Below are 14491 nucleotides of genomic sequence, written 5' to 3' on the forward strand. Positions count from 1 at the left end.
CGGCTAGCGGCCGAGATCGAGCGCGGAGGTCGCGTCGATGTCGGAGTTGCTGCGGCGAGCCCGCTCGACGTACTCGCCGGCCTTCGCCGTCTCGGTCTGCAGGACGCCGACCGTCTGGGCCATGCTGTCGAGCGCCTTGATCTTGAAGTCCGAGATCGAGTCCATCGTCTGGTAGATGTTCGCGAACGCCGCCTGCAGCTGGGGCAGTCCGACCGTGGCCGACGCCGCCTGCGACTGGATGCTCGCGGACTGCTCGGCGAGCATCCGCGAGGTCGCCTCGATCATGTTCGAGGTGGTCGTGTTGAGCGCCGTGATCTGATCGAGCACCAGGCGCTGGTTGGCGAGCGCCTGCGCGACGATGACCGCCGTGCGCAGCGCCGAGACCGTGGTCGTGGTGGCGCGGTCGACGCCCTTGATCAGCTCGACGTTGTTCTTGATCACCACGTCGATCGCGAGGTAGCCCTGGATCGACACCGCGAGCTGCGTCAGCAGATCCTGGTGCTTCTGGCGGGCGTAGAAGAGGACGTCCTCGCGCAGCGCACGGGCGCGGTCGGGGTCGGTCGCGTCGAGCTCGGCGATCTTGGCCGAGAGCTTCACGTCGAGCCGCTCGGCGACGTAGATGTACTCGTTGAGACGCGTCATCGTGTCCCACAGGTTCTGCTTCTCGAGGTTCAGCGCCGCGTTGTCCTTGCGGAGCTCGTCCTGCCCGTCGTACAGCGCCTGGATGATCGCGTTGAGGTGCGACTGCGCGCTCTCGTACCGGCGGAAGTAGTCGGTGATCTTGTTGCCGAAGGGGATGAATCCGAGGATCTTCTTCTGGATGTTGTCCTCGGAGGGGTCGAGGTCCTCGACCGTGCGGCGGAGCTCCAGCAGCGTCTTCCCGATGTTCGAGCCCTCGCTCAGGCCGCCCTCCTGCAGGGCGCGCACCGGAGTTTTGAGCAGCCGGTTCGACGAGTCGGCGGCCGAGCGGATGTCGGCGTCGCCCATCGTGCGGATGTCGTTGGCCTTCGCCGCGAACTCGGGGCTGCGCGCCTCGGTCGCCATCAGCGAGTCGAGGTAGCCCTCGACCTTGGCCTCGAGGCCGGGCAGAGCCTGCTCGGGCACCTTCGGCGCGATCGACGGTGCCGACGTCCTCGACACGGCGTCGACCGGGGCCGGCGGCGTGAGCGAGAGGGCGTTCTGGGGCGGCTGCAGGGCCTCGGTCATCGGGATCCTCACCGTTCTGTGGCGCTCGGCGCCGACTGCGGATGAACGTCGGGACAGTGTATCCCGAGGCGGTGCGAGCGGGCCCCGGTCAGCGACGACGCAGGGTCGCGACGGCGACGCCTCCGAGCGCGATCACGCCTCCGATCAGAGCGGCGAGCGGTGGAGTCTCGGCGAGCACGAGCCACGACAGCAGCACGACCACCGCGGGCACGGCGTAGGTCGTCGCCGCGGTGCGTCCCGCGCTGGTGCGGGCGAGGACGTAGCCCCATGTCGTGAAGGCGATCGCGGTCGGGAAGACGCCGAGGTAGACGACGGCGAGGATCGAGGCGACCGGGGCGTCCGCGAGCGACTGGACGAGCTCCGGCGCGAACGGCAGGCACGCGACCGTGGCGGCGAGGCAGCCGATCCAGGTCATGGTCGGCGCGTCGATCCGCCCGAGCAGCCGCTTCTGGAGGGTCGCGGCGCCGCCGTAGAGCACGGCCGCCGCGAGCGCCAGGACGACCCCGATCGCGTCGAACTGCCCGGTGGAGGTCGAGATCGCGATGACGGCGACGCCGACGAGCGCCACGAGCATCCCGCCGAGCAGTCGCCGGGGGAAGCCCTCGCCGAGGAGGAGGCCGGCGAGGACCGCGGTGATCATCGGGGCGATGTTGACGATCAGCGCGGCGGTGCCCGCGTCGACGTGCTGCTCCGCGGCGTTGAGGGCGAGGTTGTAGAGCCCGAACCAGGCGACTCCCCAGACGACCACGAGGGCGAGGAGGCGCCCGCGCGGGAGGGGTCGGCGCTCCTCCGCCGACCTGCGCGCCGTGAGCACGAGGTGCACGATCGTGAGCGCCACCGAGCCGATCGCGATCCGGCCGAGCGTGAGGGCGCCGGCGCCGAAGTGCTCGCCCGCGATCCGGATGCCGACGAACGCCGACGCCCAGAGGATCACGGTGGTCGCGATCGCGAGCCAGAGGAGCGTGGCGCCGTGCAGGGAGGAGCTGGAGCGGGTCGTGGTGCTGGTCACGTCCCTATCGTCTCGTGCCCGCGGCCCCGCGTTCCGCGCCCGCCCAGGTGTCCTCGCAGCAGCGCGGAGCACGATGAGCCGGTGACCTCCGTCGATCCGGTGCCCCCTGTCGAGCCGCTGACCCCTGTCGAGCCGCTGACCCCTGTCGAGCCGCTGACCCGCACCGCGCCCGCGCTCGGCGGGCCGCGCATCCTCCGTCAGCGCTGGACCGAGGCGTCCTTCCTGCACTGGCGCGTGGACCCGTCGCTGGTCGCGCCGCACCTCCCCCGCGGCGTGCGACCCGACGAGCACGACGGCTCGTCCTGGGTCGGCCTGATCCCCTTCCGGCTCTCACGCACGGCCTTCCTCGGCGGCCCCCGGGTGCCGTGGCTCGGCACCTTCCCCGAGGTCAACGTGCGGCTCTACTCCGTCGACGAGCAGGGGCGCCGCGGAGTGGTGTTCGTCTCGCTCGACGCCTCGCACCTGCTGCCCGTGCTCACCGCGCAGGCCGTCTTCGGGCTGCCCTACCGCTGGGCGCGGATGGGCATCGAGCACCGCCACGGCGCCGTCGTCTACTCCACCGAGCGCATCGGCGACCCGGCCGCCCGCTCGCGCATCGTGGTGCGCCCCACCCCGGGCAGCGACGCGTCGGAGGATCCGCTCGCCTCGTTCCTGACCTCGCGATGGGCCTACCACGAGACCCACCTGGGCTCGACCTGGTACGGCCGCAACCTGCACCGCCCGTGGCCGCTGCAGCGCGCGTCCCTCCTGGCGCTCGACGACGGCCTGCTCGACGCGGCCGGGTTCCCCGGGCTCGCTGGGCGCGCGCCCGACTCGGTGCTGTACTCCGCGGGCGTCGAGACGGTCTTCACGGTGCCGCGGCGAGTGGCCTCGTAGCCTGGGACGATGCGGAGTCGCGCGGATGTCCGGGTGCTGGGCCTGCTCGCCTGCACGCTGATGCTCGGAGGGTGCGCGACGTCCTCGCCACCGGTCGATGACGCCGGGGCGGCGGCGTGCGTGCCGCTCGTGCGGATCGAGCCGCGGGTCGCCTCTCCGGGCGACACGGTGACGGTGATCGTCGACGATGACTGCGATCTCGAGGCGCCGGAGGGTGGGTGGGAGGTGATGGTCGCACCGGTGGGGCGGTTCGAGTCCGCGATCCGGAGCACCGTCGCGGCGGACCTGGACGAGGGCTTCTCTGTCGCCATCCCGCTGCCGCCCGGCTTCCCCGCCGGAGAGGCGTTCGGCGGGATCGACGGGTGGGACTTCTCGCACTGCCCCGACTCGGCGAGTTGCGCGAGCCCGACGGGGGACTTCTCGGTGCGCTGACGAGCGCGAGCGGGCGGTCGTCCTCCACAGACTCGACTCATCGGAATCATGCACCGGTCGATCTGTGCGGTCGGTCCAGTGTCAGTGGTCCGTGGTGTCATCCTCGTATGGTTCTTCTGGATGTGGATGCGAGACCGCCGGGCGGGGTGTCGGTGCGCGAGCGCTTCGACGACGCGCTCGTGTCGGCGGTGGGTGCGGCCTGCGCGGTGGACGCGTTCCTGTCGCAGGCCCAGGCGCAGCGCTACGAGCTGGTCGAGCTCGCGCGGCTGGCGGCGGTCGCGCTGCCCGAGGCGCTCGTCGATCCGAGCGTGCAGAGGCATGTCGAGGTGATGGAGGCGGCGCAGCGTGCGCTGGTCGCGGAGATCGCGACGGGCATGCGGATGACGGAGGCCGACGCCGCCGCACTCATCGAGGAGAGCGCGCTGCTCGTGAACGAGCTGCCCGACACCTTGACCGCGCTGCGGGAGGGGCGCTGCACCCCGCAGCACGTCCGGGTGATCGTGAAGGCCGCGTGGGACGTCCCCGCGGAGGTCCGCGAGCGCCTCGATGAGGAGGCGGCGGTGCTGGCGGTGGCGTTCACCGCCGGGCAGGTGCGGCGCCGGCTCCGCACGGTCCGGGAGCGGCTGCATCCGGAGTCGGCGACGGCGCGGCACCGGCGGTGCGCGGAACGCCGAGGAGTGTGGCTCGGTGGGGAGGCCGACGGGATGGCGACCCTCCACCTCCACCTGCCGGCCCCGGAGGCGCACGGCGCGTTCGACCGCGTCGATCGGGCAGCACGTGCGCTCGCAGCGGCGCCGGCGGAGGCGCGGACGGTCGGACAGTTGCGGGCAGACATCGCGGCTTCGCTCCTGCTGGACGGCGAGACCTCGTCCGACGACGAGCACCGCACCACCATCACGTCCGTGCCGGCGGGGATCCGACCTCGCGTGTCGGTCACGGTTCCCGTGCTGACTCTCCTCGGGCGCTCGGAGGAGCCGGGCACCCTTGACGGGTACGGGCCGATCGACCCCGGGACCGCACGCCGGCTCGCAGCGGACGCTCCCTCGTTCACCCGGATCCTCACGCACCCCGAGTCCGGGGCGGTGCTCTCCGTGGGGCGCGACTCCTACCGCGTCCCCGCGGATCTCCGGCGGCACCTGCAGCACCGCGACGGGACCTGCCGCTTCCCGGGCTGCGTCCGCTCGGCGGCGGACAGCGACGTCGACCACGGCATCGAGTGGCAGAACGGCGGCGGGACCGACGTCGAGAACCTCGCCCACCTCTGCCGGCACCACCACCGCCTCCGTCACACGACCACCTGGACGCTTCGGCATCGGCCCGGAGGGGTCCTGGAGTGGACCAGCCCCACCGGCCGGAGGCACCTCACCCGCCCGGTCGAGCCGGAGCAGCCGTTCGCGCGAGAAGGAGAACCGGAAGGAGGACGAGAACCGAAAGGAGGAAGGGAAATGGAGCGAGACCGGCCCGGAGCGGAGGGGCCGCCGCCGTTCTGACGGAGAAGGTTCTGCCGGAGAAGGTTCTGCCGGAGAAGGTTCTGCCGGAGAGGGAGTCGCACAGCGGTGCTTCCGCAAGGGCCGATGGAAGGATCGAAGCGAGAACGGAGTCCGGGGAACGGAGTCCGGAGCCGGCCAAGGGGGGAGGACGGTGACGATCGAGACCACGCGACTGATCGAGGTCGAGCTCGAGGGCTGGTCGCTGGACTGCTGCGGGCAGCCGTTCCAGGTCGGCGACGAGGTCACCTGGATACTGGCGACCCTCCCGCAGCGCACGGCCGGCCCGATCCGATACCTCGAGGAACGGCACGGATCCTCGCTTCCCGTCCTCGAGGTGACAGGGGTCGTGAGGTCGCTCGTAGGGCTGCTGGTCACCGGCAGGCGGCTCGCGATCGGCGAAGGCTAGCAGACGTCCGACCGGTCGGAGCGGATCCTGAGGCGGTTCGACGGGTTCGACGGATCGCGCGGCAGCTGGACCCTGCGCGCCGCCCTCGAGATCGGCGCGGACGAGGAGCTGCCCCCGCCTCGGGAGCCGCGCACACCGGCGATTGGGCAGGTGCCCCCGCCGGCGCCCGGGGAGGTGGTCGCCGGTCTGCATGCGCTGCTGGGTGCGCTCCACTCCGAGTACGGCGACCGTGTGCGCATCCGACCGGTGGAAGGCGGCAGGAAGGCGAGTCTCCTCCCTGTGGTGACCGGAGCCGGAGCCGTGCACTGGGCCGCGGGACCCGAGCAGATCTTCGTGAACCTCGAGTACGCGAGGGGGATCCTGCCCGCGGACCCCACCGGTACCCTGCGGGTGGCGGCGCTCGTCCGCGGGCTCGCGCGAGGTGCTCCTCCGGAGACGGGCGACGCGACTCCGCCCGTCGACGGGCGTCATCCCATCGAACGCCGTCAAGGGGGTCCTTTGGCGTTGGGGCGACGGCGTAGCGTTCCCACCTTCGGCCTGGTGACTGCGGGCACCGACGAAGAGAGGAACACTCATGACAGCAGACTCGACCGGCGTCGCGACGGCCACCGCCGTGCTCTTCGACATCGACGGGACTCTCGCCGACTCGAACTTCCTGCACATCGAGGCGTGGGCGCGGGCGTTCTGGCAGTGCGACCTCGAGGTCGCGTCGTGGCGGATCCAGCGCGCGATCGGCGCCGACGCGGGCGAACTCCTCGGGATGCTCGTCGAGGACGACGTGGACGAGACGACGCGCGCCCAGCTGAAGGCCCTGCACACCAAGAACTACGCCGAGCTGTCGGCGCGCATCGAACCGCTGCCCGGAGGCCGCGCACTGATCGCGGCGATCGCCGACCGCGGCGCCCGTGTGGTGCTCGCGACCTCGGCGCCGCAAGCGGAGCTCGACGTGCTGCTGCGCGTCCTCGACCTCGGCGACTCGGTGCACGCGATCACCAGTGGCGAGGACGTCGAGACGGCCAAGCCGAGCCCCGACCTCCTCAACATCGCTCTCGAGCGAGCCGGAGTCACGACCGACCACGCGATCATGGTCGGCGACGCGACATGGGACGTCATCGCCGCCGAGCGGGCCGGGCTCGCCACGGTGGCCGTGATGTCCGGCGGGACCGGGGAGCACGAGTTGCGCGAGGCGGGCGCCGTCGCGGTCTACGAGGACGCCGCAGCGGTCCTCGCCGACCTCGACTCCGGGCCGCTCGCGAGCCTCCTGAGCTGACGCGCTCAGGAGGCCCGCGGCGCCTCAGCCCTGCGGTCGGCGGCGGAGCACCAGAAGCGTGACTCCCACGGCCGCGACGACCGCGACCAGCGCGCCGCCGATCCAGAGCACGTCGCCCAGCAGTGCCGGGTCCGCCGCCGAGGCGCTCGCGGAGTCGTCGGAGCCCTCGGCCGACTGGTTCGACACGTCGACCGTGCCGTTGCAGTCGGGGACCGACTCCGATCCCTCCGCGAATGCGACGCCGGCACCGGGCTGCCAGTCGAACGAGTACTCCCCCGAGACGGGGTGGCCGTCGGTCGAGACGACCTGCCAGGTCACCTCGTACGAGCCGGCGGCGCCGAGCTCGAGCGGCATGGACGCCTCCGGCCCGCGCACGGTGACGCAGCCGTCGCCGTAGAACAGACCGTCGGGTCCGACCACGCGCAGCGCCGCCGCCGAGCCGTCGGTGCCGAGCACGAGCAGGTCGTCGTTCGTCGTGAGGGACAGCGTCTCGGGCTGCTCCGTGACGGTGGAGTCCGCCGCCGGGGTGCTCGAGACGAGGTAGTTGTGCGCGCTCGCCGGCGTCGCCACCGCGACCGAGCCGAGCAGGCCGATCGCGGTGGCGGCGAGGAGCAGGCGGCCGCGCGTCCGGGGACTGCGCCTCCGGGGACTGCGCCTCCGGGGACTGCGCGTCACGCGGACGCCTTCGGGCCCCGGCGACGCGAGGCGAGCGCCACGGCGACGCCCACGGCTCCGACCACCAGACCGCCGACGCCGAGGACGCGCGCGACGACGTCGTCACCGGAGGACACGGCGGTCGTGGCGGAGGCGGCGGTCGCCACCGCGTCGTCCCCGTCGCCGTCGTCGTCGTGGTGGCCGGCACCCTCCTCCGCGGCAGTCACGACGACGGCCGGCGCGGGCAGCTCGGGCTCGTCCTCACCCTCGACGGTCGGCTGGTCCCAAGCGGTCGAGCCGGTCTCGCAGGTCTGCAGCACGGGGAACTCGAGGGTCTGCCCGGCGGCGTCCTCGGGGATCTGCAGCTGCAGCGAGACCGTGTCGCGGTAGCCGTCGGCGAGCGGGGTCCTGGCCGTGTAGACGACGTCCGAGACGCGCTCGGTCGCGGTGTTGCCGTGCGAGTCGGTCACCGGGTCGGCGATCGCGACCTCGTTCTTGACGACGTCCCAGTTGGGGTTGACGGTCGGGCTGACCGAGTCGACGCCGTCGGGCATCGTGATCGTCAGCCCGGTGGTGGGCGAGCCGTCGCAGCCGTGCGCGAGCGAGAAGGTGACGACGGTGTACGACCCCGCGGCCGTGCTGCTCGCCGCGGCGGTGACGTGGGCGTTCGCGGCGGCGGGGGCCGAGAGCGCGACGGCGAGTGCACCGGCTGCGGCGAGCGAGCCGCCACCGACGAGGCACAGACGGGAGAAGGAGGAGGAAGACGTGGTCATGAGTGCGGAGTCCTTGAAGAGAGACCGGCGGGTCGCCGGAGAGGAGGACGCAGCGCGGGATCGCGGTGCGCGCGGGAACGCCGACCGGAGTCGTCCCGCGCGGGAGCGACGTCAGGCGGCGAGCAGTGCGCGCGCGGGCGGGCCGCGGTGCCGCAGCAGAGACAGGACCGCGTCGAGGGCGCGGGGAGCGCGCGGCTCTGGCGTGCCGACGAGGGCGATCGACGGGGAGGCAGGAGCGAGGAGGGCCGAGGCGCGCGCGACGATCCGCACCACGGCGCGGAGGAGGCCCGCGCCGAGCGTCCAGAAGAGGCGCTCGCCGCGCCGGAGGGCGGCGATGGTGAGCACGGCCGCGATCAGGTGCGCGCCCAGCATGCCGGGCGAGTGCGCCGCGTGGCCGCCGCCCGCCGCGATCAGCTCGACGGTGCCGCCGTCGTGGAAGTGCGCGCCCGTCGACGTGGAGCCCGCGACGCTGACGTCTCCGCTGCCGCCCGTCATCAGGAAGAGGCCGTGATAGGCGAGCTGGCTGAGCAGCACCGAGACGGCCAGGCGGGTCAGCGAGAGGCGCCGACCCGAGAGGAGCACGCAGACGACGGCCGAGAAGGCGATCGCGAGGGCGAGGATCGCGAGAGAGGGAGCCTCGGCCCCGGCGAGCGTGTGCGAGGCGGCGGCCGTAGCGGTCGCCGTGAGGGCCGCGACGGAGCCGCGTGCCACTCGTGCTCCTCGCGTCTGCACCTGCCCGCCTCCTGCGTCCGACGGCCGATGAGCGCACCGTGCGCAGGCCTTCTCCCAGGGTAATCGACGCCGGGGCAGACCCGGACCCGCGTCTTTCCGGGGATCCGGCCGCGTTACGAAGCCGTTACCTAGATGAACGAGCGAATTCCAAACCCCCTCACGGAGGGCTCCGAAGACATGACAACGGCCGCGAAACGGTCCACACAGTTCAGGTCCTCCGCTCCCCCGTGGAGACCGTCTCACGAAGGAGAAACCCCATGCGATCCACCAAGCGCACCATGTTCGCCGCATTCGCCCTGCTGGGCACCGCCACCCTCGGCCTCACCGCCTGCTCGAGCGGCAGCGGAAGCACCACCGAGTCCTCCGACGCCGCTACCGAGATGTCGACCCCCATGGCGACCTCGTCGGCCACGATGGACCCGGCCGCCAACCTCGTCGGCTCCGGCTGCGCCGCCTATGCCGAGCAGGTCCCGGACGGCTCCGGCTCGGTCGCCGGCATGGCCCTCGACCCGGTGGCCACCGCCGCGTCGAACAACCCGCTGCTCACCACGCTGACCGCTGCGGTCTCGGGTGCGCTCAACCCCGACGTCAACCTCGTCGACACGCTGAACGGCAGCGAGTTCACCGTCTTCGCCCCCGTCGACGACGCGTTCGCCAAGCTCGACGCCGCGACCCTCGAGACGCTTAAGACCCCCGAGGGCGCTGCGACGCTCTCGTCGATCCTCACCTACCACGTCGTCCCCGGCCAGATCGCCCCTGACGACATCGACGGCACGCACACCACCGTCCAGGGCGGCGACGTCACCGTCACCGGTTCCGGCGACGACATCAAGGTCAACGACGCCTCGGTCATCTGCGGAGGCGTCCAGACCGCCAACGCGACCGTGTACCTCATCGACACGGTGCTGACCCCCCCGGCCAGCTAGTCACCACGGCAGTAACACCGACAGGGGCGGGCGCGCAAGCGTCCGCCCCTTCCGTGTGCCCGGGGCCGCACCGCCCTACGGTGTGCGGATGCAGTCCCCCGACTCCGCCCTCTCGCGCCGCGCCCGGTTCCACCAGCGCTTCATCGTCGAGGAGCGGTACATGCCCGCCCCGGCGCGGAGGCGGCTGAACAGGTCCGCCGGATCGCTGATCGCCGTCGGGCTGCTCGCCTTCGCGGCCCTCACCGCCCAGGTGATGACCCGCTCCGGGCTGGCCGCCCTCGATGTCTCGATCGCCGAGTGGTTCCGCGAGCGGCGGTTCGCCGAGGGCACCGTCGTGATGGACGTGCTCGCCACGGTCTTCGGGCCGGTCTACCTGCCGGGGATCATCGCCGTCGTGCTCGTGCTGTGGATCGCCCTCGCGCGCCACCTCTGGCGACCGGTGCTCCTCGCCGTCTTCATGCTCGTCGGCGTGATCAGCGTGCAGCTCGCCGCGTTCCTCGTCGAGCGCTCCCGCCCGCCGATCGCGACCATGCTGCTCGGGCCCGACCTGACCTTCTCGTACCCGTCGGGACACGTGATGGGCGTCTGCGACTTCTTCCTGATCACGACGTTCCTGCTCGCCTCGCGACGCTCGTCGCCCCTCTGGGCGATCGGAGCGTACGCGCTCGCCCTCGGGATGATCGTCTGCCAGATCGTCAGCCGCCTCTACCTGGGCTACCACTGGCTGACCGACACCCTCGCGTCGTTCTCGCTGTCGCTCGTGATGCTCGGATCGGTCATCGCGATCGACACCTGGCGGACGGCGCGGGTGCCGGGCGAGGACGTCTCGGGAGAGCTGTCGCAGGTCGAGCGCGGCTAGGGCGCCCGGACTCCTCCACAGGCACGATGCGAGGGCGAGTCGTCCCGTTCGGAGCCGGCGGCCGGTCCGGTGGCGGACCTCTCTGATTCGATGTCCACATGGAGAGAACAGGCAAGGAAGCAGCGCCGGAGGTGACGCCCGACACGGTCAGAGCGCTCACCGACGTCGCCGTCGCCGCGGGCGTCATGTCGTCTCTCGCATCCCTCACCCGCGCCACAGGGCTGTACGCGGCGTACCGGGCGGCGCGGTTGATCCCGGAGGCGTTCGCGCTCGGTACCCGCCTGCCCCGCAGGGGATCCGATGATCTGTTCGAGAGGTCGATCAGGGCGGATCTGGCGGTCGCGATGCGGACCACCGAACGGCTCATCACGCGCACTCTCGCTCATGCGCAGCTGCTGACCGAGGAGCTCCCGCGCACCCGCGCCGCTCTCGCGGCCGGCGCGATCCTGTGGGAGGCGAGCGAGGTGATCTGCGACACCGCACTCACCCTCCCGCAGGCGTCGCTGATCGAGTTCGACGAGCGCGCGGCCGAGGTGGCGCTGACCGCGACTCCCTCGCAGCTGCAGAGGGCTGTCATGCGGATGCGGGACGAGCTGCACGACGAACCGCTCGCCGCCCGGCACGTGCGCGCCCGCGCCGATCGGAGCGTGTGGGTGAGCCCGAGGATCGACGGGATGGCGACACTCTGCGCCGTGCTGCCGGCCACGGTCACGATGGGCGCCTTCGACCGCATCGACCGCATCGCCAGAACCCTCCGCGACCACACCGACAGCGAAGAGCGGACACTTGCACACCTGCGCGCCGACGCGCTCGCCGATCTGCTGACCGACGGCGACATCGCCGGCACGACCCCCGTGAGCGGGCCCGAGACCGCCGCTGCAACGTTCGTGTCCGGAGTGCGCGCCGAGGTGCGGCTGACGCTCGCCGCGAGCACCGCCACCACTGCCGACGACGCGCCGGCCGACCTCGACGGCTACGGACTGATCCCCGCCGACGTCGCCCGCGACCTCGTCGGAGTCGGTGCCTCCTTCACCCGCATCCTGACCGACCCGGACACCGGGACCGTCACCTCCGTCGGCCGGACCCACCGGGTCCCTCCGCCGCGCATGCGACTGCACCTGCAGCTCCGCGATCAGACCTGCCGCTTCCCCGGCTGCACCCGACCCGCCTCCACCGCGGAGGCCGATCACACGATCGAATGGCGCAACGGAGGCGAGACCGCCCTGCAGAACCTGGCCTCGCTCTGCACCGGACATCACCACGTCCGCCACGGCGATCGCTGGACGTACGTCCTCCATCCCGACGGCGTCGCGGACTGGACGACACCGACCGGGAGACGCGTGACGACCCGGCCGACCGTGCTTCTCGGGAAGGCGCCGGGGCCACCGCCGCGACCGAGCTTCGACGAGACACCGCCGGCGGTCTGAGACCGGGTCCCAGCGTCGGCGAGACGACGAACGGCGCGGACCCCGCAGGATCCGCGCCGTTCACCGTGCCTGTCGCCCTTACTCGGCGGGCGCGCTGATCTCGGCCAGCACGCGATCGCCCGGGAACGCGGCGACCATGTCGGCCTCGATCTCGGCGCGCTCGAGCAGCTCCTCCATGCGGTGGCGGCGGTTGCGGGTGATGAGCGTCACGACCGTGCCCTTCTTGCCCGCGCGGCCGGTGCGGCCGGAGCGGTGCAGGTAGGTCTTGTACTCGTCCGGCGCGTCGGCCTGGATGACCAAGTCGATGTCGTCGACGTGGATGCCGCGAGCCGCGACGTCGGTCGCCACGAGGACGTCGACGCGACCGCTCGTGAGCAATGCGAGGTTGCGCGTGCGACGCGACTGGTTGAGGTCGCCGTGCAGGCTCGTCGCGGGGATGTCGGCGTGCTCGAGCTGCTCAGCGAGCTGCTCCGCGAACGCGCGCGTGCGGGCGAAGATCAGCGTCTTGCCTGCGCGAGCGGCGAGCTCCTCGATGATCCGGCCCTTGTCTCGGTGCTCGATCAGCAGGACGCGGTGGTCGATGGTCGAGGACGCCTGGTCCTCGCCCGCGACCTCGTGCACGCTCGGCGTCACGAGGAACTCCTCGACGAGCGTCGCGACGCCCTTGTCGAGGGTCGCCGAGAACAGCAGGCGCTGGCCGCCGGTCGCCGTGCCGCGGAGGATGCGCTGCACCGGCTCGAGGAAGCCGAGGTCGCACATGTGGTCGGCCTCGTCGAGCACCGTGATCGTGATGCTCGAGAGGTCGAGGCGACCCTGCTCGATGAGGTCCTCGAGGCGACCCGGCGTCGCGATGATGATGTCGACCCCGCGCTGGAGGGCGCCGACCTGCTTGTACTGAGGGACGCCGCCGTAGATGGTCGCCGTGAAGAGGCCGACGGAGCGCGCGATCGGCTGGATCGTGCGGTCGATCTGCATGGCCAGTTCACGGGTGGGCGCGAGGATCAGCGCGCGGGGTGCGCGGCCGGGCTTGCGACCCTTGGCTCCGTTGTTCTCCATGAGGCGCTCGACGACGGGGGCGCCGAACGCGATCGTCTTGCCCGAGCCGGTCTTTCCGCGGCCGAGGACGTCCTTGCCGGCGAGCACCTCGGGGATGGTCGCGGCCTGGATCGGGAACGGCGCGGCCGCCCCCATCTCGGTCAGCTGACGAACGATGTTGGCACCCAGGCCGAGGTCGCCGAAGGTGACGCCCTCGACGTCGACCGCGAGGGTCGAGGTCGCCTCGAGGCGCTCGAGCACGACGTCGTCGGCCTGGTGGCCCGAGCGCGAGGTGCGGCTCGGGTAGAAGTCCGAACCGGAGTCGCGGCGCGAGGGCTTGTCGTGACGGTCGAAGCTCCGCGTCGGGCGGTCGCCGCGATCGTGCGAGCGGGCGGGACGGGTGTCGCGGTCGAACGAGCGGGCGGGGCGGGCATCGCGGTCGTAGCTGCGAGCGGGTCGCTCATCGCGGTCGTTCGAACGCGCGGGGCGCTCGTCGCGGCCGTAGCTGCGCGCCGGACGCTCATCGCGATCGTGCGAACGCGCCGGGCGGGCGTCGCGGTCGTAGCCACGCGTCGGACGCTCGGTGCGGTCGTAGCTGCGAACCGGGCGCTCGGCGCGGTCGTGCGAACGCGCCGGGCGGGAGTCGCGGTCGTAGGAGCGGGCGGGCCGCTCATCACGGTCGTTGGAGCGCGCCGGGCGGGCATCGCGATCGTACGAGCGGGCCGGGCGCTCATCACGGTAGTTCGAACGCGCCGGACGGGCGTCACGGTCGTAGCCGCGCGCCGGACGCTCGGTGCGGTCGGAGCTTCGCGCGGGGCGCTCGTCGCGGTCGAACGAGCGCCCAGGACGCTCGCTGCGGTCGAACGAGCGCGCGGGCCGGGCGTCGCGGTCGAACGAGCGCGCCGGGCGCTCGCTGCGGTCGTAGCTGCGGCGCTCCTCGGGGCGCTCGCTCCGCTCGGACGCGCGCTCGGCGCGCTCGTCGGCGTTCCAGCGCGCCTTCTTGGGCGCGTTCTCGTCGACGGGGCGGTAGCCGCGGTGGCCCTCGCTGCGCGCACCGGGCTTCGCGGCGGGGAAGCGAGAGCGGCCTCCGAGCTGCGACTTGCCGCTGGACGCGCCGAAGCGGTTGGGCTCGAAGTTCTTGGCGGGGCGCCCGCCGGCGGGCTTCTTGTTCTTGGGCATGACTGCTGCTTCCTGGGTTCAGGTCGTGCGCGAGCAGACTGCGGCGATCAGCACCCTCGTGGGGGCGTTCGAGCGCAGGCCTGCGAGAACCCGGGCGACAGGCCGCTCCTGCTCTCGTGGACGAGAGTGCCGAGCGGGCGATCGCTGATCGGGGCCGATTCACACATGTGATTTATCCGACGACGACTGTCGTGGATCCGGCCCGCTTGACTGACAA

The 14491-nt window shown here is 72.2% G+C and carries 14 protein-coding genes; 8 read left to right on the forward strand and 6 right to left on the reverse strand.

Annotated features, from left to right (window positions below; genetic code table 11):
• Positions 1–3: 3 nt before the first annotated feature.
• Together GRS96_RS17350 and GRS96_RS17355 are read right to left on the reverse strand one after the other, a co-directional pair.
• Entirely contained in the window at positions 4–1206 is a 1203-nt protein-coding gene (locus GRS96_RS17350; protein WP_159852648.1) for a toxic anion resistance protein, read from the reverse strand.
• A gap of 88 nt (positions 1207–1294) precedes the next feature.
• Positions 1295–2215, reverse strand: a complete 921-nt coding sequence (locus GRS96_RS17355; protein ID WP_159989056.1) for a DMT family transporter — start codon at positions 2213–2215, stop codon at positions 1295–1297.
• A gap of 81 nt (positions 2216–2296) precedes the next feature.
• Here GRS96_RS17355 and GRS96_RS17360 point away from each other — a divergent pair, with 81 nt between their 5' ends.
• The 5 genes from GRS96_RS17360 (at position 2297) to GRS96_RS17380 (ending at position 6689) form a co-directional block, all read left to right on the forward strand.
• Positions 2297–3091, forward strand: a complete 795-nt coding sequence (locus tag GRS96_RS17360; protein WP_235021759.1) for a YqjF family protein — start codon at positions 2297–2299, stop codon at positions 3089–3091.
• 9 nt (positions 3092–3100) lie between these two features.
• Complete coding sequence (locus tag GRS96_RS17365) at positions 3101–3523, forward strand: hypothetical protein (RefSeq protein ID WP_159852652.1); 423 nt, start codon at positions 3101–3103, stop codon at positions 3521–3523.
• A gap of 122 nt (positions 3524–3645) precedes the next feature.
• Entirely contained in the window at positions 3646–5013 is a 1368-nt protein-coding gene (locus GRS96_RS17370; protein WP_159852654.1) for an HNH endonuclease signature motif containing protein, read from the forward strand.
• 151 nt (positions 5014–5164) lie between these two features.
• The gene (locus GRS96_RS17375) at positions 5165–5419 is read left to right on the forward strand and encodes a DUF6578 domain-containing protein (protein ID WP_159989057.1); all 255 of its coding nucleotides are present in this window, start codon (positions 5165–5167) and stop codon (positions 5417–5419) included.
• Positions 5420–5993: 574 nt separating this feature from the next.
• On the forward strand, positions 5994–6689 hold the full coding sequence (locus tag GRS96_RS17380) for an HAD family hydrolase (RefSeq protein WP_159852656.1): 696 nt from the start codon (positions 5994–5996) through the stop codon (positions 6687–6689).
• 24 nt (positions 6690–6713) lie between these two features.
• Here the strand turns inward: GRS96_RS17380 and GRS96_RS17385 are convergent, their stop codons facing one another.
• The 3 genes from GRS96_RS17385 to GRS96_RS17395 form a co-directional block, all read right to left on the reverse strand.
• Positions 6714–7364 carry a copper resistance CopC family protein gene (locus GRS96_RS17385; RefSeq protein WP_159989058.1) on the reverse strand — a complete coding sequence of 217 codons (651 nt, stop codon included), beginning with the start codon at positions 7362–7364 and terminating at the stop codon, positions 6714–6716.
• Positions 7361–8116 (reverse strand): YcnI family copper-binding membrane protein, encoded by a 756-nt coding sequence (locus GRS96_RS17390; protein WP_159989059.1) that lies wholly within the window; start codon positions 8114–8116, stop codon positions 7361–7363. Before GRS96_RS17390 ends, GRS96_RS17385 begins: the two co-directional genes overlap by 4 nt.
• A gap of 111 nt (positions 8117–8227) precedes the next feature.
• Positions 8228–8827: a hypothetical protein gene (locus GRS96_RS17395; RefSeq protein ID WP_159852662.1), complete on the reverse strand. Its 600-nt coding sequence runs from the start codon at positions 8825–8827 to the stop codon at positions 8228–8230.
• A gap of 278 nt (positions 8828–9105) precedes the next feature.
• Between GRS96_RS17395 and GRS96_RS17400 the strand changes: the two genes are divergently transcribed.
• The 3 genes from GRS96_RS17400 to GRS96_RS17410 all read left to right on the forward strand — a co-directional run bounded on the left by GRS96_RS17400 (position 9106) and on the right by GRS96_RS17410 (position 12060).
• Entirely contained in the window at positions 9106–9774 is a 669-nt protein-coding gene (locus GRS96_RS17400; RefSeq protein ID WP_159989060.1) for a fasciclin domain-containing protein, read from the forward strand.
• An 88-nt stretch (positions 9775–9862) separates the two neighbouring features.
• Positions 9863–10633 (forward strand): phosphatase PAP2 family protein, encoded by a 771-nt coding sequence (locus GRS96_RS17405; RefSeq protein WP_159989061.1) that lies wholly within the window; start codon positions 9863–9865, stop codon positions 10631–10633.
• Between the two features lie 98 nt (positions 10634–10731).
• The gene (locus tag GRS96_RS17410; RefSeq protein ID WP_159989062.1) at positions 10732–12060 is read left to right on the forward strand and encodes an HNH endonuclease signature motif containing protein; all 1329 of its coding nucleotides are present in this window, start codon (positions 10732–10734) and stop codon (positions 12058–12060) included.
• Between the two features lie 78 nt (positions 12061–12138).
• Here GRS96_RS17410 and GRS96_RS17415 read toward each other — a convergent pair whose 3' ends face one another.
• Complete coding sequence (locus GRS96_RS17415; protein WP_159989063.1) at positions 12139–14274, reverse strand: DEAD/DEAH box helicase; 2136 nt, start codon at positions 14272–14274, stop codon at positions 12139–12141.
• Between the last annotated feature and the right edge of the window lie 217 nt (positions 14275–14491).

Source organism: Rathayibacter sp. VKM Ac-2803 (assembly GCF_009807175.1).
Taxonomy (GTDB): Bacteria; Actinomycetota; Actinomycetes; order Actinomycetales; family Microbacteriaceae; genus Rathayibacter.